This window comes from Gilliamella sp. N-G2 (assembly GCF_002142215.1).
GTDB lineage: Bacteria > Pseudomonadota > Gammaproteobacteria > Enterobacterales > Orbaceae > Gilliamella.
Genome location: NZ_NAST01000020.1, coordinates 21,737 through 46,482, shown reverse-complemented (window position 1 = coordinate 46,482; position 24,746 = coordinate 21,737). Strand labels below are relative to the sequence as shown.

General features: G+C 36.4%; 23 protein-coding genes and 1 tRNA gene. 4 read left to right on the top strand and 20 right to left on the bottom strand.

Annotated elements, in window-relative coordinates; translation table 11 throughout:
• Window positions 1-170 precede the first annotated feature (170 nt).
• Complete coding sequence (grcA, locus tag B6C99_RS09835) at window positions 171-554, bottom strand: autonomous glycyl radical cofactor GrcA (RefSeq protein ID WP_086359657.1); 384 nt, start codon at window positions 552-554, stop codon at window positions 171-173.
• A 393-nt stretch (window positions 555-947) separates the two neighbouring features.
• Between grcA and ung the strand changes: the two genes are divergently transcribed.
• The 4 genes from ung (at window position 948) to B6C99_RS09815 (ending at window position 4,769) form a co-directional block, all read left to right on the top strand.
• Entirely contained in the window at window positions 948-1,637 is a 690-nt protein-coding gene (gene ung / locus B6C99_RS09830) for a uracil-DNA glycosylase (RefSeq protein WP_086359656.1), read from the top strand.
• Window positions 1,634-2,632 (top strand): gluconate operon transcriptional repressor GntR, encoded by a 999-nt coding sequence (gntR, locus tag B6C99_RS09825; protein ID WP_086359655.1) that lies wholly within the window; start codon window positions 1,634-1,636, stop codon window positions 2,630-2,632. The genes ung and gntR overlap by 4 nt, the downstream gene beginning before the upstream one ends.
• Before the next feature lie 149 nt (window positions 2,633-2,781).
• On the top strand, window positions 2,782-3,408 hold the full coding sequence (gene upp / locus B6C99_RS09820) for a uracil phosphoribosyltransferase (RefSeq protein WP_086359654.1): 627 nt from the start codon (window positions 2,782-2,784) through the stop codon (window positions 3,406-3,408).
• Window positions 3,409-3,530: 122 nt separating this feature from the next.
• Window positions 3,531-4,769 (top strand): uracil-xanthine permease family protein, encoded by a 1,239-nt coding sequence (locus tag B6C99_RS09815; RefSeq protein ID WP_371265836.1) that lies wholly within the window; start codon window positions 3,531-3,533, stop codon window positions 4,767-4,769.
• A 371-nt stretch (window positions 4,770-5,140) separates the two neighbouring features.
• On the opposite strand, the gene lysS is transcribed toward B6C99_RS09815, so the two are convergent.
• The 19 genes from lysS to atpF all read right to left on the bottom strand — a co-directional run bounded on the left by lysS (window position 5,141) and on the right by atpF (window position 24,744).
• Window positions 5,141-6,655: a lysine--tRNA ligase gene (lysS, locus tag B6C99_RS09810; protein WP_086359653.1), complete on the bottom strand. Its 1,515-nt coding sequence runs from the start codon at window positions 6,653-6,655 to the stop codon at window positions 5,141-5,143.
• A gap of 31 nt (window positions 6,656-6,686) precedes the next feature.
• Window positions 6,687-7,785 (bottom strand): peptide chain release factor 2 gene (prfB, locus tag B6C99_RS09805; RefSeq protein WP_108720963.1). Its coding sequence is split into 2 segments (ribosomal slippage): window positions 6,687-7,709 and window positions 7,711-7,785, totalling 1,098 coding nucleotides; the frame shifts between segments, so codons are not numbered across the junction.
• 174 nt (window positions 7,786-7,959) lie between these two features.
• Window positions 7,960-8,586 (bottom strand): Fe-Mn family superoxide dismutase, encoded by a 627-nt coding sequence (locus tag B6C99_RS09800; RefSeq protein WP_086359652.1) that lies wholly within the window; start codon window positions 8,584-8,586, stop codon window positions 7,960-7,962.
• 134 nt (window positions 8,587-8,720) lie between these two features.
• Complete coding sequence (locus B6C99_RS09795) at window positions 8,721-9,551, bottom strand: VanW family protein (RefSeq protein WP_086359651.1); 831 nt, start codon at window positions 9,549-9,551, stop codon at window positions 8,721-8,723.
• Between the two features lie 28 nt (window positions 9,552-9,579).
• Window positions 9,580-10,308 (bottom strand): type 1 glutamine amidotransferase, encoded by a 729-nt coding sequence (locus tag B6C99_RS09790; RefSeq protein ID WP_086359650.1) that lies wholly within the window; start codon window positions 10,306-10,308, stop codon window positions 9,580-9,582.
• A 213-nt stretch (window positions 10,309-10,521) separates the two neighbouring features.
• A tRNA-Asn gene (locus B6C99_RS09785) sits at window positions 10,522-10,597 on the bottom strand.
• 94 nt (window positions 10,598-10,691) lie between these two features.
• The gene (locus B6C99_RS09780) at window positions 10,692-11,252 is read right to left on the bottom strand and encodes a YiiX/YebB-like N1pC/P60 family cysteine hydrolase (protein WP_086359649.1); all 561 of its coding nucleotides are present in this window, start codon (window positions 11,250-11,252) and stop codon (window positions 10,692-10,694) included.
• A 2-nt stretch (window positions 11,253-11,254) separates the two neighbouring features.
• Window positions 11,255-11,845 (bottom strand): biotin transporter BioY, encoded by a 591-nt coding sequence (locus B6C99_RS09775; protein ID WP_086359648.1) that lies wholly within the window; start codon window positions 11,843-11,845, stop codon window positions 11,255-11,257.
• Window positions 11,846-11,952: 107 nt separating this feature from the next.
• The gene (locus B6C99_RS09770) at window positions 11,953-12,585 is read right to left on the bottom strand and encodes an MBL fold metallo-hydrolase (protein ID WP_065614747.1); all 633 of its coding nucleotides are present in this window, start codon (window positions 12,583-12,585) and stop codon (window positions 11,953-11,955) included.
• 19 nt (window positions 12,586-12,604) lie between these two features.
• The gene (locus B6C99_RS09765) at window positions 12,605-13,993 is read right to left on the bottom strand and encodes an MFS transporter (protein WP_086359647.1); all 1,389 of its coding nucleotides are present in this window, start codon (window positions 13,991-13,993) and stop codon (window positions 12,605-12,607) included.
• Window positions 13,994-14,123: 130 nt separating this feature from the next.
• Window positions 14,124-15,089 (bottom strand): bile acid:sodium symporter family protein, encoded by a 966-nt coding sequence (locus tag B6C99_RS09760; RefSeq protein WP_086359646.1) that lies wholly within the window; start codon window positions 15,087-15,089, stop codon window positions 14,124-14,126.
• Between the two features lie 42 nt (window positions 15,090-15,131).
• Window positions 15,132-15,929, bottom strand: a complete 798-nt coding sequence (locus B6C99_RS09755; protein WP_086359645.1) for a TatD family hydrolase — start codon at window positions 15,927-15,929, stop codon at window positions 15,132-15,134.
• A gap of 11 nt (window positions 15,930-15,940) precedes the next feature.
• Window positions 15,941-19,150, bottom strand: a complete 3,210-nt coding sequence (gene recC / locus B6C99_RS09750) for an exodeoxyribonuclease V subunit gamma (protein ID WP_086359644.1) — start codon at window positions 19,148-19,150, stop codon at window positions 15,941-15,943.
• A gap of 257 nt (window positions 19,151-19,407) precedes the next feature.
• Window positions 19,408-19,833: a F0F1 ATP synthase subunit epsilon gene (locus tag B6C99_RS09745; protein WP_086359643.1), complete on the bottom strand. Its 426-nt coding sequence runs from the start codon at window positions 19,831-19,833 to the stop codon at window positions 19,408-19,410.
• 26 nt (window positions 19,834-19,859) lie between these two features.
• The gene (gene atpD, locus B6C99_RS09740) at window positions 19,860-21,242 is read right to left on the bottom strand and encodes a F0F1 ATP synthase subunit beta (RefSeq protein ID WP_034901521.1); all 1,383 of its coding nucleotides are present in this window, start codon (window positions 21,240-21,242) and stop codon (window positions 19,860-19,862) included.
• Between the two features lie 47 nt (window positions 21,243-21,289).
• Window positions 21,290-22,159, bottom strand: coding sequence for a F0F1 ATP synthase subunit gamma (gene atpG, locus B6C99_RS09735; protein ID WP_065614742.1), 870 nt, complete (start codon window positions 22,157-22,159; stop codon window positions 21,290-21,292).
• Window positions 22,160-22,173: 14 nt separating this feature from the next.
• A complete protein-coding gene (atpA, locus tag B6C99_RS09730; RefSeq protein WP_034901516.1) occupies window positions 22,174-23,715 on the bottom strand; it encodes a F0F1 ATP synthase subunit alpha in 1,542 nt (513 codons plus the stop codon).
• An 11-nt stretch (window positions 23,716-23,726) separates the two neighbouring features.
• On the bottom strand, window positions 23,727-24,260 hold the full coding sequence (gene atpH / locus B6C99_RS09725; RefSeq protein ID WP_065614741.1) for a F0F1 ATP synthase subunit delta: 534 nt from the start codon (window positions 24,258-24,260) through the stop codon (window positions 23,727-23,729).
• A gap of 13 nt (window positions 24,261-24,273) precedes the next feature.
• Window positions 24,274-24,744: a F0F1 ATP synthase subunit B gene (gene atpF, locus B6C99_RS09720; protein ID WP_034901512.1), complete on the bottom strand. Its 471-nt coding sequence runs from the start codon at window positions 24,742-24,744 to the stop codon at window positions 24,274-24,276.
• Window positions 24,745-24,746: the final 2 nt, after the last annotated feature.

Below are 24,746 nucleotides of genomic sequence, written 5' to 3'. Positions count from 1 at the left end.
ACATAATAAACTAGCAAAAACTAGAACATAATTTTGTATTAATTACACTTAATAATATATAAAAATTTTAATTATATTTAATAATATAAAAAGTTATTATATGTTATATAAAAAAAGGATAACATTCCATATTATCCTTTTTAGTATTAAATTTAGTTAAACATATGAAATTAAATTTTAGTCGTAAAGGTACGAGCAATAACGTCGCGTTGTTGTTCAGCAGTTAGTGAGTTAAAACGAACTGCATAACCAGAAACACGAATTGTTAATTGTGGGTATTTTTCTGGATGTTGTACTGCATCTTCTAATGTTTCACGACGAAGTACGTTTACATTTAAATGTTGACCACCTTCAACTTTAATTGTTGGTGCTACATCTAATGGAACTTCACGATATTCGAATTGACCAAGTTCCGCAGTTGGGACGATTTGATCTTCTTTGTAAACTGATTTAGCAGCAACACAACGAGCTTCTTTGGTTGAATCATCTAATAACCAGAAAGAGTTAAGTAGTGCTTGATTGTCTGCTTTAGTAATTTGGATACCTGTAATCATTTTTAAATCCTCCTAATGGATCTGGACCTTATTGTCCTAAACTATTTAGGAGTAATATAGCACTTTCAAAATTTGATTAAAATCAAAAAAAGCTATTAATCTAATAAGTTTTACCGTTGATCGTATAATTTTACTCAATTTTTGCAAATAACTTTATATTTATTAAAAGGTAATCTTTTATTGTCACTTGCAATTTAAGTGATATTTTGATGATCTTATATTAAACAAGTTATTTTTATGCGTCTTTTTATTCGTTGAACGCTTATTTACTGTTGAATGAAGAGTACTTTTCTCATCATTGATTATCAGTAGGTTTATTGGTATTTTTAGGTATAATTAATATCATCAATAAATCCAGTGTTGAACTAGATAAAACAATTGTAAAGGTCAAATATGAGTAATCAATTAACATGGAATGATGTTATTGGCTCTGAAAAAGAGAAGCCCTATTTTCAACATATAATGCAGTTTGTGGCAACGCAGCGTGCGCAAGGTAAAATTATTTACCCACCCCAGCACGATGTATTTAATGCTTTTCGTTTTACTGCATTTAGTGACATTAAAGTAGTGATCCTAGGGCAGGATCCTTATCATGGTCCAAATCAAGCTCATGGCTTATCCTTTTCTGTATTACCTGGAATCAAACCGCCTCCCTCGTTATTAAATATCTATAAAGAGTTAGCAACTGATATTGAAGGATTCACGATACCTAATCATGGCTATTTAGGTTATTGGGCTACTCAAGGTGTCTTATTACTCAATAATGTATTAACAGTTGAAGCTGGTCAAGCTCACTCTCATGCCAAAATAGGTTGGGAAACCTTCACTGATCATGTTATTGCAGCAATTGATAAATATCTAGAGGGTGTTGTTTTCCTACTTTGGGGGTCACCTGCACAGAAAAAAGGTCAATTTATCGATCGTCAAAAACACCATGTGTTAACGGCAGTACACCCATCGCCATTATCGGCTCATCGTGGATTTTTTGGTTGTAAACATTTTTCAAAAGCCAATAATTTTATTTTACAACATGGTAAAACGCCAATTGATTGGCAACCAAGATTACCGGAAAACAAGCAATGAATAAAAAACGTCGACCAGGCTTACAAGAAATCGCCAATTTACTTGGTATCAGCAAAATGACAGTAAGTCGCTTTTTACGAGATCCCAATCTTGTATCGGAAGCACTACGGTTAAAAATTTCATCGACTATCGATAAACTGGGTTATATCCCTAACAAAGCCCCAGACATGTTATCCAATGCTAAAAGTTATGCTATTGGGGTGGTGTTACCCTCGTTAACCAACCAAGTTTTTGCCGATATTTTAAAAGGTATCGAAATGGTCATGGATGTAAAAGGGTACCAAACCATGATCACGCATACCGGATACAGCGCCGATAAAGAAGAGTTACGGGTTCGCTCATTACTGTCTTACAATATTGATGGACTAATTTTGACTGAAAGAATACATAATCCCGCCACACTTAAAATGATCGAAATTTCAGGTGTGCCGGTAGTTGAAATTATGGATAGTGTCTCACCTTGTATTGATATGGCTGTTGGCTTTGACAATTTCACCGTCACCAAAAATATGATTCATCACATGATAGATAAAGGGCGACGTAATATTGTCTACTTTAGTGCCAGACAAGATCAGCGAAGCATTATTCGCCAGCAAGGTTATGAAAAAGCTATGCAAGAGGCGGGATTAACGCCAAAAACATTAGCGACAAAAGAAGCTTCATCCTATGAATTAGGCGCAAGATTTTTGCACCAAGTTCTAGAAGAAAATCCAAGCGTTGATGGTATTTTTAGTACCAATGATGATTTAGCTATAGGCGTATTACTTGAATGTCAACGTATTGGTATTGAAATACCTAAGCAGATAGCTATAGTTGGATTCCATGGACACAAAATTGGCCAATATATGAATCCGAAATTAGCCTCCATACAAACGCCAAGAATAGAAATGGGTAACATTGCTGCCGAATTACTTCTAAAACGCATCAATGGTGAAAAGATCGACCAAAAGGTAATCGACTTACCTGTTGCATATCTAGAGGGTGAAAGCTTATAAAAAATAAAGAGTTTTTTAAAAATCTAGATTAACGATCTGCTTTGTTGGGATTTCTGGTTTTCATGATTTGATATCTCTGCTATAATTACCTCTCAGTGGTTATTTATACCTACTAATTAGATCATCAAAGAATAACACTGAGGCCCCCAATGAAAATTGTTGAAGTAAAACACCCTCTAGTTCGCCATAAAATTGGCTTAATGCGTGAATATGACATTAGCACAAAAGATTTCCGAGACCTTGCCAGTGAAGTTGGCAGTTTACTGACTTATGAAGCAACAGCTGACTTACCGACTGAAAAAGTGACGATTGAAGGTTGGTGTGGACCAGTTGAAGTCGAACGCATCAAAGGGAAAAAAATTACCGTTGTTCCTATTTTACGTGCTGGTTTAGGTATGATGGATGGTGTCCTAGAACATATACCGAGTGCAAGAATTAGTGTTGTTGGTTTTTATCGTAACGAAGAAACTCTCGAACCTGTTCCTTATTTCCAAAAACTCACTTCTGATATTGAAGAACGTATGGCTTTAGTGGTAGATCCTATGCTTGCTACTGGTGGCTCTATGGTGGCTACTATTGATCTGCTTAAAAAAGCCGGTTGTAAAAATATCAAAGTACTGGTTTTAGTGGCTGCGCCAGAAGGTATTAAAGTATTAGAACAAGCTCACCCAGATGTTGAACTTTATACGGCATCAATTGATGAACGCCTAAATGATAAAGGCTATATTTTACCTGGGCTAGGTGATGCCGGAGACAAAATATTTGGCACGAAATAAAATCTCAATTTTTAGACCGGTTTATCCGGTTTTTTTATGTCTGCTATTTAATAATTAATTTGCTATTAGCAAAAAGAAGTTTAAGAAGAGAGGAAAACGTGTTTAAAATCAATAATGATGAAATTAAAAAGGATACTTCACTATTAAAACCAGCCTGGCAAGATATTTTTACTGGTGCTCAAATGCTATTTGTTGCTTTTGGTGCTCTAGTCTTAGTACCACTGTTAACTGGTTTAAATCCAAATGTAGCATTATTTACTGCCGGTGTCGGTACATTGTTATTTCAACTTGCAACTAAAAATAAAGTACCGGTATTTTTAGCCTCTTCTTTTGCTTTTATTGCACCAATTTCTTTTGGAGTAGCTCAATGGGGAATACCGGCAACTTTAGGTGGATTGGTTGCCGCTGGTTTGGTATTTATGTTTTTTGCTTTTCTGGTCAAAATTAATGGTAACAATGTTATCGATCGGATTTTACCGCCGGTAGTTACCGGGCCAATTATTATGGTAATTGGTTTATCATTAGCCCCAGTTGCAGTTGGTATGGCTATGGGTAAAGATAGTGGACTTCAAGCCGAAAACTATCAACTTATCATTATTTCAATGGCTTCTTTGTTAACGACTTTAATTGTTGCTATCTGGGCAAAAGGCTTTTTTAGATTGGTTCCGATTATTGCCGGTATTGTGGTTGGATATACACTTTCATGTGCTTTTGGTATTGTCAATTTTCAACCAGTTATTGATGCACCATGGTTTAAAGTGCCTGATTTCACATTTCCAGAGTTTCAGTGGCAAGCTATTTTATATATGATTCCTATTGTGATTGCTCCAACTATTGAGCATGTGGGGGATATTATGGCAATTGGTGCTGTAACAGGTAAAGATTATACTCGTGAACCTGGTTTACAACGGACATTGTTGGGTGATGGATTGGCTACTACTACAGCAGGATTTTTTGGTGGGCCTCCATGTATTACTTATGCCGAAGTTATTGGTGCGGTAACCTTAACTCGCAATTTTAAAACTCAGGTAATGACTTGGGCTGCATTATGGGCAATCTTAATGTCTTTCATTGGTAAAATAGGGGCATTTTTAAGTTCAATTCCAACTGTCGTAATGGGTGGAATCATGGTGTTGTTATTTGGTTCAATTGCTTCGGTTGGTATTAATATTTTAGTCAAACATAAAGTCGATCTTTCTGTATCACGGAATATGTGTATCGTCTCGTTAGTACTAGTATTTGGTATTGGTGGCATGATCTTCGATTTTGGTTCTTATGCATTACAGGGTATTAGTTTATGTGGGATTTTAGCCATTGTGTTAAATTTAATCTTACCGCAACAAACTAAAACCAATAACTAAGATAAACATTCTGGCCGTTAATCATAAAATCGATTAACGGCTAATCATATTTCCTTTTTTTACTACTCTATAAGATCTCTACGTTTTACTTAATAAATAATTATTTTAGTCAGCAAGTACTAACTTTTATAAAAAATATTAAGAGTACATTGATCAAATTCTAATTTTAAGCGTTAGGATTAACTTAATAACTATTATTTTTCCATAATAAAATAGATTTGATTTACCGTATGTTTTTTACAAACGTAAGTGAGTAATAACTTCCAAATAGTAAAGCTATTTTAAAAAAATTGAGGAAAGGGGTTTTTGATAAATAAAAAACTCACTTATTTCTCAATAAGTGAGTTTGGTTTAATAGTAATCAACAAACGTTATTTAATTGGACGCATTGTCGGGAATAAAATTACATCGCGAATAGTATGACTGTTGGTAAATAACATTACAGTTCTGTCAATACCGATCCCTAAGCCAGCAGTTGGTGGTAGGCCATGTTCTAATGCGGTGATGTAATCTTCATCATAGAACATTGCTTCATCGTCACCGGCATCCTTTTGTGATGCTTGATCGGCAAAACGTTGCGCCTGATCTTCTGCATCATTAAGTTCTGAGAAACCATTACCAATTTCTCGTCCACCGATGAAAAATTCAAAGCGGTCAGTGACAAATGGGTTTTCATCATTACGACGAGCCAGTGGTGATACTTCAGCTGGATATTCGGTGATAAAAGTTGGTTGTATTAAGTTAGCTTCAGCCACTTCTTCGAAAATTTCAGTTACAACTCGACCTAATCCCCAACCTTTTTCTACTTTGATTCCCACATCTTTGGCAATTGCACATGCTTTATCAAAATCATCTAAATCCGCATTATTCGTTTCTGGACGATAATGACAAATTGCTTCACGCATCGTCATTTTGATAAATGGTTTTCCAAAATCAAAAGTATGTTCGCCATACTGTACAACTGCATCACCAGTTACTGCGATAGCTAAACGGCGGAATAATGCTTCGGTTAATACAATTAGGTCTTTATAATCGGCATAAGCCATATACATTTCCATCATTGTAAATTCTGGATTATGTCGTGGTGATACCCCTTCATTACGGAAGTTACGATTAATTTCAAATACTCGTTCAAATCCACCAACAACTAAACGTTTTAAGTAAAGTTCTGGCGCAATCCGTAAGTACATATCTAAATCTAGCGCATTATGATGAGTAATAAATGGTTTTGCTGAAGCTCCACCAGGAATCACTTGCATCATTGGTGTTTCAACTTCCATAAAATGGTTTTCAAGCATAAAGTTGCGAATTTCAGTCACCACTTTTGAACGAGCAATAAAGGTATCTCGAGATTGTTGGTTAGTAATTAAATCAAGATAACGTTGACGATAGCGCATTTCTTGATCGGCTAAGCCATGGAACTTATCTGGTAATGGGCGTAGTGCTTTTGTTAATAAGCGAATTTCTTGACAATGGATTGAAAGCTCACCAGTTTTGGTTTTGAACAAATAACCTTTAGCACCAACAATATCACCAAGATCCCATTTTTTAAATTGTTCATTATAGTAATTTTCTGGTAGATCATCACGAGTGACATAAAGTTGGATTTGTCCAGTTACATCTTGTAGTGATACAAATGATGCTTTTCCCATAATACGGCGCATCATCATGCGACCAGCAACAGTAACGATAATTTTATTTTCGATTAGCTCTTCGTTAGTTTTATCATCATACAATTTATGAAGATCGCTTGAGATTGCATCACGACGAAAATCGTTTGGGAAAGCAATGCCTTGTTCGCGAATTGCAGCTAGCTTTTCACGACGTATTGTAAGCTCGTTGTTTAACTCTTCAATATGGTTTTGTTGCTCTTGCTGTGTTGACATAATATTACCTTTTATTTATCACCAAACAGGGTTATAAACCTGCTTTTAAGCTTTCTTCAATAAATTGATCTAAATCACCGTCTAAAACGGCTTGAGTATTACGGGTTTCGACGCCGGTACGTAAATCTTTAATTCTCGAGTCGTCAAGTACATATGAACGGATTTGACTACCCCAACCAATATCGGATTTATTTTCTTCCATCTGCTGTTTTTCGGCATTCTTTTTCTGCATTTCCAGCTCATAAAGTTTCGCTTTGAGCTGTTTCATCGCTTGATCTTTATTACTATGCTGAGAGCGATTGTTTTGACATTGAGTCACAATCCCTGTTGGCACATGGGTAATACGAACAGCAGATTCAGTTTTATTAACGTGCTGACCACCTGCACCAGATGCGCGATAAACATCAATACGTAGATCGGCAGGGTTGATATCAATATCAATATTATCATCAATTTCTGGATAGACAAATACTGATGCAAATGATGTATGACGTCGGTTACCTGAATCAAATGGACTTTTACGAACTAAGCGATGAACGCCAGTTTCGGTACGTAACCAACCATAAGCATAATCACCAGATACCTTAATAGTGGCCGATTTAATGCCCGCTACATCACCATCTGATACTTCCATCACTTCGGTACTAAATCCTTTTGATTCAGCCCAACGGAGATACATTCTAAGTAGCATTTCCGCCCAATCTTGTGCTTCAGTGCCACCTGATCCAGATTGAATATCTAAATAACAATCAGCACTATCATAATCACCTGAGAACATTCGACGGAACTCGAGACCAGCTAGTTTTTTTTCTAATTGCTCTAGTTCTAGATTTGCTTCATCAAAAGTATCTTGATCTTCTGCTTCAACAGCAAGTTCAAGTAAGCCTTCAACATCATCAAGTCCTTGATCTAATGAATTAATGGTATTGATGATCTCTTCAAGCATTACTCGTTCTTTACCTAATGCTTGTGCTTTTTCTGGATCTGCCCAAACTTCCGATTGTTCTAATTCAGCATTGACTTCCTCAAGACGTTCTTTCTTGAGATCGTAGTCAAAGATACCCCCGAATCACATCTGTTCGCTCGGTTAATTCGGCTATTTTCGATTTGATAGGATTAATTTCAAACATATTATGCTGTTTTGTAAATTTTTAAGTTTTTTAATTAATCCTGCATTGTAACGGATTTAAGTATAACTTAGCAATTACCAATTTGCTTACATCATTGATAATAATGTAAATGAATAATAAATAAAAAATGACGCGTATTGCGTCATTTTTATAATGTGATTTTTCTAAATGAGCTTATTTTTTCGCTTCTGTGTATAATTCAGCTACTTTATCCCAGTTAATAACATTCCAAAACGCACCAATATAATCAGCACGACGGTTTTGATATTTTAAATAATAAGCGTGTTCCCAAACGTCAAGCGCTAAAATTGGTGTGCCAGAAACACCTGAGAATTTTTCACCCATAACTGGGGAATCTTGATTAGCAGTTGAAACCACTTCTAGCTTATCATCTTTCAATACTAACCATGCCCAACCAGAACCAAAACGAGTTGCCGCAGCAGCTGAGAATTTTTCTTTAAATGCATCAACTGAACCAAAGTCTTTTTCAATAGCAGCTTTAAGTTCACCTTTAAGTTCAGTTCCAATTTTTAATAATTCCCAGAATAGAGTGTGGTTAACATGACCACCAACATTATTTTTAACACCAGTAATTTTGTCTGCAGGGACTTTGTCTAGATTTTTTAGTAATGTTTCAGGGCAAAAGTCTTTAACTTCAGCAGGTAGAGATTCTAATAATGCATTAGCATTATTTACATAAGTTTGATGATGTTTGTCATGATGAAGATGCATTGTTTCAGTATCAATATAAGGCTCTAAAGCATCATAAGCATAAGGTAAAGGGGGTAATGTATAAGCCATGAAATTGCTCCTTTCATTTATTAAGTATTTTTAACTCATTTATACTGTCGAGTATACGGTCTATCAATATATCCCACAAACTATTGTTTAGATAGCTTATGACTATCTAATTTAATATCATTGCTGTATGATTTTTATACTTCGTTTGGTTGTGTTAAATAAGGTGTATACATCATAATTGCATGATTTTCACTAATGAGTTTTTCCTCTATTTGATTATCGAGCAAATGGGTTTTTCGTTGCCATATCTTATTGTGTCTGGTGTATCCGCCCCACCATTGTTGTTCAATAACGTGATCGGTTTCGAATATTTCATAGTGATAAGATAAAGGTGTATTGGCAAGCAGTTCACCATGTAAATATTCATCATCTAACCAAAGATTAAGTCGGTACGTTGTATTGGTTTTATTAAGTAATTGTAAATCGATATAGTTATAAGAAAGTGTTGCACCACAAGCAAATGGAATAGTACGGTTAACATCCGGAAAAACATCAAAACTATGACGCCATCGTTCAATAATGGTTAAATCTGAATGTAATACCATCCAGTAAATCAAATTGCCAAGTTGGCATAAACCACCACCAATATCTTTGCCGATTTGGCCATTATGTAATGAGAGACCTTCTAAAAAGCCGCGTTTCTTAGATGGTCGACCAACTTTTTGCCAAATTGAAAATCGTTGATTGGGCTTAATTATCGAACCGTCGAGCTGTTCAATTGCTAAGCGAAGGTTAGTAATTTTGTTATATTGCAAATACATATCAACATCTTTCAGTTGTCTTAACAATACCGATTGATGTTTTTTATGAGAATAGCAGCAAGTATTATTATTCTTATCAATTACGCTATAGGCGTGACGGTTGCGCCACCAATCTAGTTTACGTTTGAGAATAAAATACTCCTTACCTAATTTTAACCTTAAATTACTGCGTTTTTTAGGTTTATCTACAATAGTGTTTTGCATATAACAATCATCCTAACTACTAAATTGCTTATTTTTTTATAAGTGATAAATAATTAAGGCTTAATTTATCTAAAAAGCCAAACAGTTTCTGATTCATTTCAGAATAATCATGGGAACGAAGTTGGCTAGGTGTATCAACAAAACGATATTTTGCTGCCTGATTAAGATCACTTTCTGAGTGAGCAATCAGCTGTTCAACAACATCTAAAGTTAACTCCATATGACATTGAAAACCATATACTAAAGGACCATAAGCAATGATTTGTCGTGGGCAGCCTTCACTATAGGCAATAATTTGTGCTTCTTGGGTTAAACCTGGCATGTCATTGTGCCAATGGCCGACAGCTAAACCCTTGCCAAAATCAACAAATAAAGGATTATTTTTACCTATTTCAGTTAAGGTGATAGGGAACTTACCGATTTCCTTTTCCGGACTATGACCATGTGGGGCTCCTAAAGCTTCACCAATTAATTGTGAACCAAGACAGACGCCAAGTACGATTTTTTTTGAGTTGATAGCCGATAATATTACTGCTTGTTCCGCTAGCGAGTCAAAATGAGGGCACTCTTGTTTGGTTGTTGCTGGTGATTGTGGGCCACCCATAATAATCAACATATCAATATTATCTACATTGTTGGGAAGAGGTTCACCAAGATAAACACGAGAATAACTAATGGTATAACGATGTTCTTTAGCCCATTGCTCATAAGCTCCAGGAGCTTCGAAATCTTCATGAATAATAAAATGCAAATGCATTGGTAAATCTCCTTTAACCTAACTATTATCGATCAGAATACTCAATTGCCATTAGATGTGAATATGGAAAATTAAGCGCGATAATTATTATGAATCTTTTATTAAGAAAGACAATAGTAAAGATATCAATAGGCGATAAACAAATAAGTTATAGAGCAGAAGAATAATAGGCATAAAAAAATCTGCTTGAGCAGATTTCAACATTCGGAAAGTTGGCTCCTCCAACAGGACTTGAACCTGTGACATACGGATTAACAGTCCGCCGTTCTACCGACTGAACTATGGAGGAACCGAAATGTAGCGCGCATATTATAGATTTAATGACATTATGTCAATAGTTAAATTGTTTAAAATGTGTTTTTTGTAGCAGATTATCTCGATTATTATGCTTCAAGTATTCGGATTGTCTTGAATAATGTCTTTTGTCTGAGTAGTTGTTGTGGATGTGATCCTAGTTCTCCTTCAGGGATCGTTTGATTTAATGCTTGATAATATTTGATCCAATAAGGCAGAATTTGGCCTGTGGCTAAATCGCTAAAGTTCATAGGATAACGTTGAAAATAATCTTCACCAGATGGGTACTTGAAAGCATAAGTAATCAGTTCACTACAGTAAAACCCTTTATCATCTTCGCGAAAACTATGGTTATAAGGCAACCCTAGACAGGTTTGCACTCGCATTAATGCGTTTTTAATGACGGAATCATCATAAATGGTTGCTACTAGATTATATTGAGCGGTAGCTAAAAAGTTGTTTAGGGGCTGTTGGATTACCCCATGTTTTTGAGTGGCTTCAATGATGATATTATTGCCAATATATAAACCAACATGGCTTATCTGATTGATTATCTCATCCGAGCAGAGCTGTGAACCAGAATGCGTAATTGCTTCATTAAATTCGCTTTCTTCATACTGGGATTGAAAAATAATATCGCCAATTTGCATTTTTATTGATGTTTTTTAGCGTGGTGACGCCATAATGAAAACATGACACAAGTTGCGATGATAAATTTAAGTGCATCCACACCAACAAAAGGTAAATAGCCTGCTTGTATCGCTTCGCTAAGGGAAATATGTAAATACCCCATTAAATAGACCACACCAAAGACAAATAATAATTGGTGAGCACAAGCAAAGGCAACTAATCCTAACAGAAAACGACGATCGTAACCTTTTTCTGCTGCATATCCAGCTAAATAAGCACTAAATACATAACCATATAAATAACCAGCAGAAGGAGAAGCAAGCGCCATAATGCCACCGCTACCATTGGCAAAAAGTGGTAATCCTAATGCACCTAAAAAAAGGTATTGAAGAATTGCTAAAGCACCTAATTTACGCCCCAAACAAGCTCCGATCAGAAGCACGCCTAATGATTGTAGACTGAATGGTACCGGATAGGTTGGAATACTGATATTTGCGGCAACGCCTAGCAGCAATGCGGCACAAGTAACTGCGCCCAACTTGCGTTGCCAAGAGGATAAGTTGAATAGTGTATTAATATAAGTTGGATAGTACGATGTTAATTGTTGTTTCATTATTTTCTACCATTAAAAGCTAAATAGTAGCGTCATAATAATACAAAAATAAAGCATGTAAACTATTTTTTTATAAAATAGTTTACATTTGTTTGGGGAATTTTGTTTCAAACTAAAAAAGGATTTGTCATTCGTTCATTGCCAAAGCTCGACATCGGACCATGGCCAGGAACAAAGATAAAATCATCACCAAGCGGAAATAGTTTATTTGTGATAGAGGAAATTAAATCGGCATGATTTCCTCGAGGAAAGTCGGTACGGCCAATGCTACTTTTGAATAAGACATCACCGACAAAAGCAATTTTATCTTTGGCATTGATAAATACGATATGGCCAGGAGTATGGCCAGGACAGAACAGAACATCAAGTGTAATGTTACCCACTTTAACTTGTTCCCCTTCAGTTAACCAGCGATCAGGTAAAAAACTATCTGTATAAGGAAAGCCAAATTGCATACATTGTTGTGGTAGTCCAGAGAATAAAAACTCATCTTCTTGACTAGGGCCAATAATCTTAACATTATAATGATTAGCTAACGCCACGGCAGCGCCAACATGATCTAAATGGCCATGAGTAAGCAAGATTTGCTTGATATTTACGCCTAGTTTTTCCACTGCTTTTCTAAGCAGTTCTGGCTCTCCACCAGGATCAATAAAGGCAGCCTCGTTTGTTTCATCACACCAAATAATGCTACAATTTTCTTGAAAAGCTGTAACTGGAATGATCTGATATTGAAACATATAATTCTCCCTTAATTGCTTAGCGCCGATTCGTTAAATTTTTACCATCTTGTGTGTTTAGTTGCGCAAAAATCATGCTTGATAGCATAGTCACAATACCTAGTATAACAAAGGTTAATTGAAATGCGTGAATAGTAGTTGTTGAATTGCTGAATAATCTTACTAATACCGCACCAAAACCAGTACCAAAGCTAATGGCTAATTGCTGATTAACCGCCATTAAACTATTACCACTGCTGGTGCTTTCACCTTGTAAATTAGCTAATGTTATACTATTCATTGAGGTAAATTGCATTGAATTGATTCCGCCAATGCAAAATAGCAAAATGCCTAATATTACTAATGGTGTCGCTAAGTTTATTAATGACATTAAAAGAATCAAAATTCCAGCTAAGATGGTATTAGCGACCAATACAAAACGGTAACCTAAACGAGCCAGAATCCGCGTAATGAAAAATCTGGTACAAATTGAAGCAATTGCCATAGGAACTAGCATCATGCCAGCAAAAATTGCTGAATAACCAAAACCAACTTGTAAAAATAGTGGAATAAGGAAAGGCACGCCAGAAATGCCCAATCGACAAACTAAATTACCGATAATACCAATTTTAAACGTTCGAATATTAAATAATGATAGTGGAAATAGTGGCCCAGATTTTTTTTGCGCATAGGTTCGATAAATAAATAAAAAAATCAGACTGATGATGGCAAGCGTTATTGGTAAATAATATTGTTGACCTTGATTTAAACATTCGACACTAAGGGTAGCGCTGATAAAAGTAATAACGATAAAAAGAAAACCAAAGAAATCAAAAGGCATATGTTTGCCTTTAATGTTAGGCATATACTTTAAGCTAATAAATACCCCTAAAACCCCAATTGGCAAGTTAATCAAAAATACCCAATGCCAACTTACCATATCGACTAGATAACCGCCTAAAACCGGCCCTAATACTGGTCCGATCAATCCTGGTATTGTTGCGGTATTTAATGCCGCTAAAAACTCGTTACGTTTAAATGCTTTAATCAAAACTAAGCGAGAAACCGGTACCATCATTGAACCACCAATACCTTGAATTACTCTTGATATATCTAAGAAAATTAATGAATTGGATAAAGCACACAGTAATGAACCTATTGTAAAGAGTGATACTGCCAGTACAAAGATATTTCGGGTACCAAATTTATCTGAAAGAAAGCCACTTACTGGAATAAATAGTGCTAGTGTTAGTGCATAACAGATTACCGCTGACTGCATGTTTAGGGGGGATTCATTAAGATCTTTGGCCATAGTTGGCAAAGCAGTATTTAGAATTGAGGTATCGAGTGATTGCATAAAAAAAGCAAATGCAGCAATCCAAGGTAATATACGATAGACAAAAGGTGGTAACTGTAGTTCGCTATTCATTTTGTTCAGCCTAAAATTGATTGATATGCTGGAAGCAGAGGAATTTTATTAATCCTAAGATTATACTCTCTTACTCATCGGGTATGATTGAATAAGAGAGCTAATGAATGCTATTTTACAATATTCACTGTTAATTGCTGGATTTTTTCTTATTTTTAACGGGTTTTCCTTGCCAATAACCAGCCAATAGTGAACCAGAAATATTGTGCCAAACAGAAAAAACTGCAGCAGGTAGTGCCGATAATGCTGAAAAGTAGGTTGTACCTAATGTTGCAGCTAACGCTGAGTTTTGCATGCCTACCTCTAAAGACATAGTTCGACAAGTGGACTCGTCAAAACCAAATAAACGACCTCCCCAATAACCACCCAGTAAACCAACACCATTATGAATAATGACGGCAAAGATAACGGTTATACCTACTTGAGCAATGAGTGCATGACTACCAGCAACAACTATACAAATAATTAATAAAATACAAAGCATCGATAACAGTGGCAAAAAGCGTTCACATTTTTTTACCACAGGATATAAAAAGTGGTGGACAATTAAGCCTAAAAGAATAGGGACGAGAACAATTTGAACAATATGTATCAACATATCCCAAACTCGAACTTCAACGGTAGTACCAACTAACAATAATGTTAGTAATGGGGTTACTACAACGCCAACCAGTGTTGATACCGATGAGATGGTGACCGATAATGCGACATCCCCCTTAGCGAGATAAATCATCACATTCGAGGCGGTACCACTAGCAACGCTCCCCACAAGAACCATGCCGACTAATAGCTCTGGTCGCATAGTGAATAATTTAGATAAGATTAACGCGGTAACTGGCATTACAATATAATGCAGTAAAGTACAAATTATGACTGCTTTCGGTTTAGTGACGACGCGTTTAAAATCATCAATACTTAACGTTACCCCCATTGTAAACATGACAAACATTAATAATTGTGATGTATGTGGTCGCACAGGTAGAAAGGTATCAGGTGAAAAATAGGCAGCTATTGCACAAAGAATTGCCCATAATGGAAATAATCGAGTTAATGAAATAATGGATTGTACAAAAAGTTGACTATAGCGCTGCGACATAAAATATCACCTTTTGTTGATAAATCATTAATAATTAAATGGTTATCTTTTGAACGGATTTGTAATTTCCATTCTATTAATTCTACGAAATAGCGTCAAGGTATTTGTTAAGATAGTGTTAATTATTTGTGAAGGCGGTTCTGTTCGCAATTGACTAAGAATATTAAAGATATCGACAATGTTTTCGGGACGATTTATTTGTCCTTGGCGACCGCTTAATGGCATATCAGGTGCATCAGTTTCCAACACTAAACTTTCCAGCGGTATTTTTGCAATGGTTTGGCGAGTTTTATTGGCTCTGGTATAACTTATTACCCCACCAACACCAATATAATAGCCTAATTTAATAAATTGCAATGCCTGTTGATAGCTACCAGAAAAGCCATGGATCACCCCACGACATGGCAAATTAGCTTGATGTAATTCATGATAGATAATGTCGTGTGTTTTGCGTGAATGGATTAAAACGGGTAAATCATAGCGCTTGGCTAATACCAATTGAGCTCGAAAATAATCTAGTTGCTGTTGCCAATCAACAGATTGGTCATAACGGTCTAAGCCAATTTCACCAATGGCAACTAATTTTGTAGGGTGAGTACTAACTATATCTGATAGTTGTTCAAGATCAGCCGGCGAGTGTTGATAGATAGGGTGTAAACCGAGTGCAGCATAAAGTTCACTATATTGCTCGGTGAGTTGTAATATTTGACTAAAATGTGTTGCTGATACAGCAGGAATAATTAAGCTATTAATTTTAACTTGGCGAATATTATTGATTGAATTCTCGAGATCGGTAACAAAAGCAGGAAAATTGAAATGGCAATGCGTATCGATAAACATAGTGCCTCCTCCTATTCTTCGACTTGATGTAATAATATCGGCAATAAATATCGCTGAGCAAACTGTATTATTTGTTCTATTAGATCATCGGTTAATTCGGGATAAAGCCTTGCGTAATAACTATCACATTCTGCGGTAAGAAATTGGCCACCTTGCCAAGTGGTTAATAATTTGCTTATTGCTTTTTCACTGAGTTCAATTTGTCCAGTTTTTGGATTATATGCAGCAAGCAACCAGCTCCATGCGCTTTGTAATGGCATTAATAGTGGTTGGTTGACACCTTTTATAAAACCTTCAACGAGATCCGTTAATAGGGTTAACGCTTGTGGGGCATCAATGTGTAAAAATCGCCATTGGTTGTCTTCTCGGCCATATAAGCGACTTTGGCTGTCGGTTTTATCCCAATTCAAAATACAATAAATTAAGTGATCAATCCATAATGACATACCATCACGAATCGAGAGTTTAGCTGGGCGCCAAGTTAAAAGACCATCTGCTTGAATGTGGGTTAGCCAACCTTGTAATTGATAATGTTGTTCATCTATCGAAATAGTTAAATTTACCTCTAAGGTTGATGGATTAGTTCTCTCTTCAATGATTTTATTGGCTAAAGGTTGCAGTGCTTCACACAGTTCATCATAAATAATCTCACCAAATGCACCGTCGGGTAACTCACCTGTTAGCTTAAGCCGTTGGTAAAAGTTATCACAGCCTTGCGAGTCCTTAGCAATCATTTCATTTAAAATTTGTAGATTAAGTTGATAGCGTTTTAAGTTATCTAGGCTAAAGTTTTCAGCATCGGGCAAGGTGTCATCTAAATAATTGACATAAAAATTAAAGCGTTTTTGTAAGAAAAACCGAATAGAGTGTTGATAAAAACGTTTTAATTCATCTAGATTGATATTATCCATAATGACTTTGCTAATATCGCTGATAAATGATTGGTTTTCTCCCGCTTTTAACGCGGCAGGTAACCACTCATCAGCATAACTTTTAGGTTCATTTAAGAAATTTTGAGGATTAAATGGTGTGCGAGTATGCAACGTTCTTAAATTATCAATTAAAGGCGTTTTTTTATCAGAATCTTTATCAGTAGCATCATGATAATACTGCACAATATAATCCCAAAGCTCATCGACTAATACTGACGGATAACGTTCGCTATCGTCTTTCATATCTCGACCGATATAACTGATATAGAGTTGATCTTGTGCAGATAAAATAGCTTCCAAAAACAGATAACGGTCATCAATACGTCGACTACGATCACCTCGACGAGGATTTTGAGCAATTAAGTCAAAATCTAAAGGTAAAGATGTTCTTGGATAATCACCATCATTCATACCTAATAAACATACTAATTTAAAAGGAATCGAACGCATTGGCATCATAGTACAAAAGTTTATTTTACCGACTAAAAAACGATGGGCTAGATGATTTTGCTCCAATCGTGATTGCATCGCATCATGTAAAATAGTTATTGAAATTTGATCGGTAAAATTAGCATTTAAACCACTGCTAATCAGTTTTTGCCACTCTTCTTGAATCATTAATAAAATTGATTCACGTGAGTCATTACTAACAAAAAAATCATTAATCAGTTCAATACAGCAGCCTTGCCATTCAGTTAATGGCTTATCTTCACTGAGAATGGTTAACCATTTACGCACCGATTTTATAAATTCTGCTAACTGACCGATTAATTCAGCATCTAAGCCGGTAGCACCATCATAAGCTAATATCTGTTGCCAACCACCTTGTTCACTATTCATGGTATAACCAAGTAATAACCGTTCAAGGCCAAATAGCCAACTGTGAGCATTTTCTAGACCAAAACGAATACCTGATTCAATAATCCAAGTATGTAATAAAGTTAGTTGTGACTCACTTATGGCAAACTTTTCAGCAATGGCTGGAATTTCAAGTAGATTAAATAACTCTTCAGCGGTAAAGCGGCTTTCAGTAAAGTTTAAAATAGCAAAAAATCCTTGCACCATTCGATCAATGTTGCGAGCTTTTTGATCGGAAATTGTGAATGGTAGATAGCGTTGTCCTTCAGCGTTACCGAATACTGACCGAATATAGGGTACATATTTATCGATATCTGAAACCATGACAATACAATCACGTAATTCAAGTGTTGGATCGGCATCAAATGCAGATAATAGATAATCATAAAGTACTTCGACCTCGCGCTGTTCACTATGGCAAGCGTGGAAGGTTACGGATCTATCTGTTTTCTTTATCGGCGCTTTTACATCACTGGTTTGATAAAGTTCTAAAATATCTTGCTGAATTGAATCTAATAAACATTTTCGCTCATGATCGACAAAAATATCAATGTCTTGTTTATTATTGAATTCCTGCAATAAAAATAGGTTATCTCGTCCTAACTTACCCCAAGATGTTAATAATGGGTTAGGAATATTATCAGGTGTATTTTGGATCTCTGATAGCTGTTTTTCTACAATATCGCCCCAATACCATTTGCAAGGATTATTAAACATTAAATGGACATCAATGTGTTGACCAAGTGTTGATAATAATGATAAATAAATTGGTGGTAGTGAGGTAATACCAAAAATATAGACTCGTTTCGGTAACGATTTTAATCTTGTGCGATCGAAATCATTATCTAACAAAATGTCTAACATTTGCTGATAGATATTGGCACGATGATAAGGTTGACTAATTGCAATTAGTTGTCGCCATAATTCAGATTGCCAGATTTCATCTGGATGATGATTTAGTTCAGCTACCGTTTGCTTGCTTTCCCATTTGGCTAACCAGTCAGGGCGATAAACTAAATATTGGTCAAATAATTGTGCGATTCGAGTCGCTAGTTGATACTGTTTTCGTTCTTCTTTATCAATATTAAGATAATGTTTAATGGTATCAAATTCAGGTCGCTCGATAATTTTTGGCAATAGATAATACAAACGCCAAGTCATTGATTCGACATTATAACTATTTTCCTGAGGTGAATTAGGTAACAGAGTTTGGTATAACTGCCAGATAAATTGGCTTGGAAAAAGAAAATCAACATTAGCAACTATCCCTAGATCATTGGCTAATTCAATTTGTAACCATTGTGCCATACCTTGGCTTTGCACCATAACCATATCAGGCATAAAAACCTGTTCTAGCGGATCTCTGCGCATTAACTCGCTGACTAATGTTTTGAGTAAATCGACTTGATTAGAATGATAAATGGTGAACATAGTTACATTAATATTAATAGAATTAATCAGATTATCGCTGATTGCTATTAATAAATCTAGCCATGATTAAATAGTAACTTTTTATAACTAAATAAAATGCCAATAGTTTATAAAAATTTTGAGGAAAGGGGTTTTTCAGAGGTAAAAATTACGCCTTTTAGGTAATGATAATTCAAATAGTCGTTCAGTAAATAATAAAAAAGGCTACAATTTATTAATTTGTAGCCCTTTATTGCCTAGTTTAGCTATCAATATCCTTATTGACCTATACGGCGAGTTAACTCAATAACTCGTATTTTTGCTAAGGCTTTAGAAAGTTCAGCAGATGCTTGAGCAAAAGACATATCATCGCTAGGATGATTAATGTGTTCTTGCGCTTGTCTTACTGCTTCTTGTGCCCTTGCTTCATCCAAGTCTTCACCACGAATCGCGGTATCAGCTAAGATTGTTACCATGGTTGGTTGTACTTCTAAAATACCACCAGATAGATAAATAAACTCTTCTTGTCCATCGGCTTTAACAATCCCGACCATTCCCGGTTTAATGGTTGTCAGTAACGGAGTGTGACCAGGATAAATTCCAAGTTCACCTTCTCGTCCTGTAACTCTGATTCGCTGAACATCACCTGAAAAAAGGTGAGATTCAGCACTAACAACTTCTAATTGATAGGAAGTTAGTGCCATAATGCTCTCTCCGTTCTATAAATCTCTTAGAGAGATTTCGCTTTCTCAATCGCTTCGTCGATTGAACCAACCATATAAAATGCTTGTTCAGGAATATGGTCATAATCACCGTTCATAATACCTTTAAAGGCACTAATTGTGTCTTTTAATGGTACGTATTTACCAGGTGAACCTGTGAACACTTCCGCAACGAAGAATGGTTGAGATAAGAAACGTTGAATTTTACGTGCGCGAGCAACAGTTAATTTATCGTCTTCTGATAATTCATCCATACCAAGAATCGCAATGATATCTTTTAATTCTTGATAACGTTGAAGAATTGACTGTACGCCACGAGCACAATCGTAATGTTCTTGCCCAACAACAAGTGGATCTAATTGACGACTGGTTGAGTCGAGTGGGTCAACCGCAGGGTAAATACCTAATGATGCTATTTGACGACTTAATACGATTGTTGCATCCAAGTGAGCAAAGGTAGTTGCTGGAGATGGGTCAGTTAAGTCATCGGCAGGTACATATACTGCTTGGATTGAGGTAATTGAACCCGTTTTAGTTGAGGTGATACGTTCTTGTAATAACCCCATTTCTTCTGCTAAGGTCGGTTGGTAACCTACCGCAGATGGCATACGACCTAATAGTGCAGATACTTCGGTACCGGCTAAGGTATAACGGTAAATATTATCGATAAATAATAGTACGTCTTTACCTTCATCACGGAATTTTTCTGCCATTGTTAAACCAGTTAACGCTACGCGTAAACGGTTTCCTGGCGGCTCATTCATCTGACCATAAACCAATGATACTTTATCAAGTACGTTTGATTCTTTCATTTCATGATAGAAGTCGTTACCTTCACGAGTACGTTCACCTACACCAGTAAATACTGAGTAGCCTGAGTGCTCGATAGCGATGTTACGAATTAATTCCATCATGTTTACAGTTTTACCAACACCTGCACCACCAAATAGACCAACTTTACCACCTTTTGCAAATGGACAAATTAAGTCGATAACTTTGATACCAGTTTCAAGTAATTCTGTTGAGTTAGCCAACTCTTCGTATGTTGGTGCTGCACGGTGAATCGCCCAACGCTCTTCTTCACCAATTGGACCTGCTTTATCAACAGGATCACCAAGTACGTTCATAATACGGCCAAGTGTTTTTGTTCCCACAGGAACTTCAATGCCGTGACCTGTATTTACTACTTTAAGTCCACGTCTTAAACCATCAGATGAGCCCATTGCAATACAACATACAACGCCACCACCTAATTGTTGCTGAACTTCCAGAACTAATTTATCAGTGCCAGTTTCCACTTCTAATGCATCATATACCTTTGGTACTGCATCTTCTGGGAATTCGACATCAACCACCGCACCGATGATCTGGACAATCTTTCCAGTAGCCATTTTTAATCCTCTACGTCTTTTTCTTAACTATAAGCCAATATTTAGCACTAACCTGAAACAGCAGCTGCACCAGATACAATATCAATTAATTCATTTGTGATCGCACCTTGACGGGCTTTGTTATACACAATTTGTAATTCATTAATTAAATTTGCACCGTTATCGGTTGCTGCCTTCATGGCCACCATTCTTGCTGCTTGTTCACTCGCTAAATTGTCAACCACCGCTTGATAGACTTGTGATTCAATATAACGACGTAAAATCACATCTAATAATGATTTTGCATCAGGCTCATAAATATAATCCCATGATGAAGCTTTAAGTTCTTTATCTTCTGAAGCCGGTAATGGTAATAATTGCTGTATTGTTGGCTTTTGCGACATTGTGTTAATAAACTTATTGGTTACAATATATAGTTTATCAATTTTACCGTTGTCATATGCCTCAAGCATTGTTTTTACCGGACCAATTAAATCAGATAAAGTTGGTTCATCACCTAAATTGGTTACTTGGGTTAAGATGTTGGTTTTTACTGAAGAGAAAAACGAAACACCTCGAGAACCAATTAAAGCGACATCTGCTTCAACGCCTTTCTCTTGCCATGCTGACATATCAGCAATAACAGTTTTGAAAAGATTGATATTTAATCCACCACATAAACCACGATCGGTTGAAATGATAAGATAGCCAACTCGCTTAACATCCCTTTCTTCCAGATAAGGATGTTTAGTGCCTATTTGAGCTAACGCTAAATGTCCAATTACTTCACGAATCATTTCAGCGTATGGACGACTAGCCGCCATTCTATCTTGCGTTTTACGCATTTTAGAATTAGCTACCATTTCCATCGCTTTGGTGATTTTTTGCGTACTTTGGATACTGGCAATTTTCGTTCTAATTTCTTTTGCATTAGCCATTTGTTACCTCACCCTTACCAAGTTTGAGTTGATTTAAAGCTTTCAAGCATTGCTTTTAACTTGTTTTCAATCTCATCATTGTAATTGCCTGTTTCGTCGATTTGCTTAACAAAATCGGCATATTGACTATGGGCATAAGCAAGAAGTGCTGTTTCAAATGATAATACTTTAGCAAGTTCAACATCTTCAAGATAACCACGCTCAGCAGCGTAAAGTACAATTGATTGCTCAGCAACAGTCATTGGTGAGTATTGCTTTTGTTTGAGTAATTCAGTTACTTTTTCACCATGGCTTAATTGGTTTCTTGTTGCTTCATCTAAGTCAGAGGCAAATTGTGAGAATGCTGCTAATTCACGATATTGTGCAAGAGCAGTACGAATACCACCAGATAATTTTTTCATTATCTTAGTTTGCGCAGCACCACCAACACGAGAAACCGAAATACCTGGGTTTACCGCTGGGCGAATACCTGAGTTAAATAAGCTAGTTTCAAGGAAGATCTGACCATCAGTAATCGAAATTACGTTAGTTGGTACGAACGCTGAAACGTCACCTGCTTGAGTTTCGATAATTGGTAATGCAGTTAATGAACCTGTTTTACCTTTTACTTCGCCTTTAGTGAATTCCTCAACATAAGCTTCGTTAACACGAGCTGCACGTTCAAGTAAACGAGAGTGAAGATAGAATACATCACCAGGGTAAGCTTCACGTCCAGGTGGACGACGAAGTAATAATGAAATTTGACGATAAGCAACCGCTTGTTTTGATAAATCATCATAAACAATTAATGCATCTTGACCGCGATCACGGAAGTATTCGCCCATGGCGCAACCAGCGTAAGGTGCTAAGTATTGTAATGCTGCAGATTCAGATGCTGATGCCACCACCACAATTGTGTTTTTAAGTGCACCATGCTCTTCAAGTTTACGCACTACGTTAGCAATAGTTGATTGTTTTTGACCGATTGCTACATAGATACATTTAACCCCAGAATCACGTTGATTAATAATGGCATCAATTGCTAATGCGGTTTTACCAGTTTGACGGTCACCGATGATAAGTTCACGTTGACCACGACCGATTGGAATCATTGAGTCAACTGCTTTATAACCAGTTTGTAATGCTTGGTCAACTGATTGACGGTCGATAACACCTGGAGCAACCACTTCTACTGGCGAAAATCCATCATGTTGAATTGAACCTTTACCATCAATTGGTTCACCGAGAGTATTAATAACACGGCCTAATAAACCATCACCTACTGGTACCTGTAAAATACGTCCAGTACATTGCACTTTCATCCCTTCAGATAAGTCTTCGTATGGTCCCATGACCACAGCACCAACAGAATCTCTTTCAAGGTTTAATGCCATTGCATAACGGTTGCCTGGTAATGCAATCATTTCACCTTGCATTACATCAGTTAATCCGTGGATTCGAAGAATACCATCACTTACAGATATGATAGTTCCTTCATTGTGAGCATCACTCACAATATTGAACTGAGCTATCCGCTCTTTAATTAGTTCACTTATTTCAGTTGAATTTAGCTGCATTATCAGTCCCCTTAAGACTGTAGAGCGTCATTTAGTCGATTTAGACGCCCTCTGATACTACTATCAATAACCATATCGCCCGTACGAATAATAAAACCAGAAATGAGCGATTTATCAATATGACATTTTAGTTTTACTTTTCGTGATAAACGTTTTTCGACTGCGACAGAAATTTTATCAAGTTGTTCACTGGTAAGCTCATTAGCAGAAATAACCTCAACATCTGCTTGTGCTTCTTTATCTAAACAGTATTGCTCAAACAAACTTAACACTTCAGGAAGAAGAGATAAACGTTTGTTTTCAGCCATAACTTTAATAAAATTAGTGCTAAACTCATCTAATACATCTTTACAGATATTGATGAGTAAGTTAGCCACTGAATCAGTTTTCATGTCAGATGTTAAGATACTTCTTATTTGAGCATCTTTGCTCACTTCAGATGTTAACACCAACATTTTGTGCCATGATTCGATGCTATTTTTTTCAACAGCAAAGTCGAAAGCGGCTTTAGCATAAGGGCGAGCAATCGTAATTAAGTCAGCCATTGCTCTATTCTCCTTATAGTTCAGCTACGAGTTTATCAATGATGTCGCTGTTAGCGGCTTCATTAACAGAACGTTCAATAATTTTTTCTGCACCGGCAATAGCGAGTGTAGCGACTTGTTGTTTAAGCTCTTCTCTAGCGCGTTTGCGCTCAGCTTCAACTTCAGCAAGTCCTTGAGCAACAATCCTTTCTTTTTCACGAGAAGCTTCTTGTTGTGCTTCTTCAAGAATGGCTGCTTTGCGTTTATTCGCTTGCTCAATAATTGCATTAGCCTCAACCTTAGCCTGTTGCATTATGTCAGATGTATTTGCTTTGGCTAATTCCAAATCTTTTTTTGCTGTTTCTGCTGAAGCAAGTCCATCTGCTATCTCTTTTTGGCGTTTTTCAATCGCTCGGATAACGGGTGGCCAAACAAACTTCATACAGAACCAAACAAACAATACAAATGTAATTGCTTGGCCGAGGAGAGTTGCGTTCATATTCATGA

What these genes read in the sequence shown, in the direction of transcription:
- grcA (WP_086359657.1), bottom strand. Translation starts at nt 554, where the DNA reads ATGATTACAGGTATCCAAATTACTAAAGCAGACAATCAAGCACTACTT.
- B6C99_RS09780 (WP_086359649.1), bottom strand. Translation starts at nt 11,252, where the DNA reads ATGCAAATTGGCGATATTATTTTTCAATCCCAGTATGAAGAAAGCGAA.
- ung (WP_086359656.1), top strand. Translation starts at nt 948, where the DNA reads ATGAGTAATCAATTAACATGGAATGATGTTATTGGCTCTGAAAAAGAG.
- atpG (WP_065614742.1), bottom strand. Translation starts at nt 22,159, where the DNA reads ATGGCTAATGCAAAAGAAATTAGAACGAAAATTGCCAGTATCCAAAGT.
- B6C99_RS09775 (WP_086359648.1), bottom strand. Translation starts at nt 11,845, where the DNA reads ATGAAACAACAATTAACATCGTACTATCCAACTTATATTAATACACTA.
- B6C99_RS09765 (WP_086359647.1), bottom strand. Translation starts at nt 13,993, where the DNA reads ATGAATAGCGAACTACAGTTACCACCTTTTGTCTATCGTATATTACCT.
- atpA (WP_034901516.1), bottom strand. Translation starts at nt 23,715, where the DNA reads ATGCAGCTAAATTCAACTGAAATAAGTGAACTAATTAAAGAGCGGATA.
- upp (WP_086359654.1), top strand. Translation starts at nt 2,782, where the DNA reads ATGAAAATTGTTGAAGTAAAACACCCTCTAGTTCGCCATAAAATTGGC.
- B6C99_RS09770 (WP_065614747.1), bottom strand. Translation starts at nt 12,585, where the DNA reads ATGTTTCAATATCAGATCATTCCAGTTACAGCTTTTCAAGAAAATTGT.
- B6C99_RS09755 (WP_086359645.1), bottom strand. Translation starts at nt 15,929, where the DNA reads ATGTTTATCGATACGCATTGCCATTTCAATTTTCCTGCTTTTGTTACC.
- B6C99_RS09795 (WP_086359651.1), bottom strand. Translation starts at nt 9,551, where the DNA reads ATGCAAAACACTATTGTAGATAAACCTAAAAAACGCAGTAATTTAAGG.
- atpH (WP_065614741.1), bottom strand. Translation starts at nt 24,260, where the DNA reads ATGGCTGACTTAATTACGATTGCTCGCCCTTATGCTAAAGCCGCTTTC.
- recC (WP_086359644.1), bottom strand. Translation starts at nt 19,150, where the DNA reads ATGTTCACCATTTATCATTCTAATCAAGTCGATTTACTCAAAACATTA.
- B6C99_RS09745 (WP_086359643.1), bottom strand. Translation starts at nt 19,833, where the DNA reads ATGGCACTAACTTCCTATCAATTAGAAGTTGTTAGTGCTGAATCTCAC.
- lysS (WP_086359653.1), bottom strand. Translation starts at nt 6,655, where the DNA reads ATGTCAACACAGCAAGAGCAACAAAACCATATTGAAGAGTTAAACAAC.
- atpD (WP_034901521.1), bottom strand. Translation starts at nt 21,242, where the DNA reads ATGGCTACTGGAAAGATTGTCCAGATCATCGGTGCGGTGGTTGATGTC.
- B6C99_RS09760 (WP_086359646.1), bottom strand. Translation starts at nt 15,089, where the DNA reads ATGTCGCAGCGCTATAGTCAACTTTTTGTACAATCCATTATTTCATTA.
- gntR (WP_086359655.1), top strand. Translation starts at nt 1,634, where the DNA reads ATGAATAAAAAACGTCGACCAGGCTTACAAGAAATCGCCAATTTACTT.
- atpF (WP_034901512.1), bottom strand. Translation starts at nt 24,744, where the DNA reads ATGAATATGAACGCAACTCTCCTCGGCCAAGCAATTACATTTGTATTG.
- B6C99_RS09790 (WP_086359650.1), bottom strand. Translation starts at nt 10,308, where the DNA reads ATGCATTTGCATTTTATTATTCATGAAGATTTCGAAGCTCCTGGAGCT.
- B6C99_RS09800 (WP_086359652.1), bottom strand. Translation starts at nt 8,586, where the DNA reads ATGGCTTATACATTACCCCCTTTACCTTATGCTTATGATGCTTTAGAG.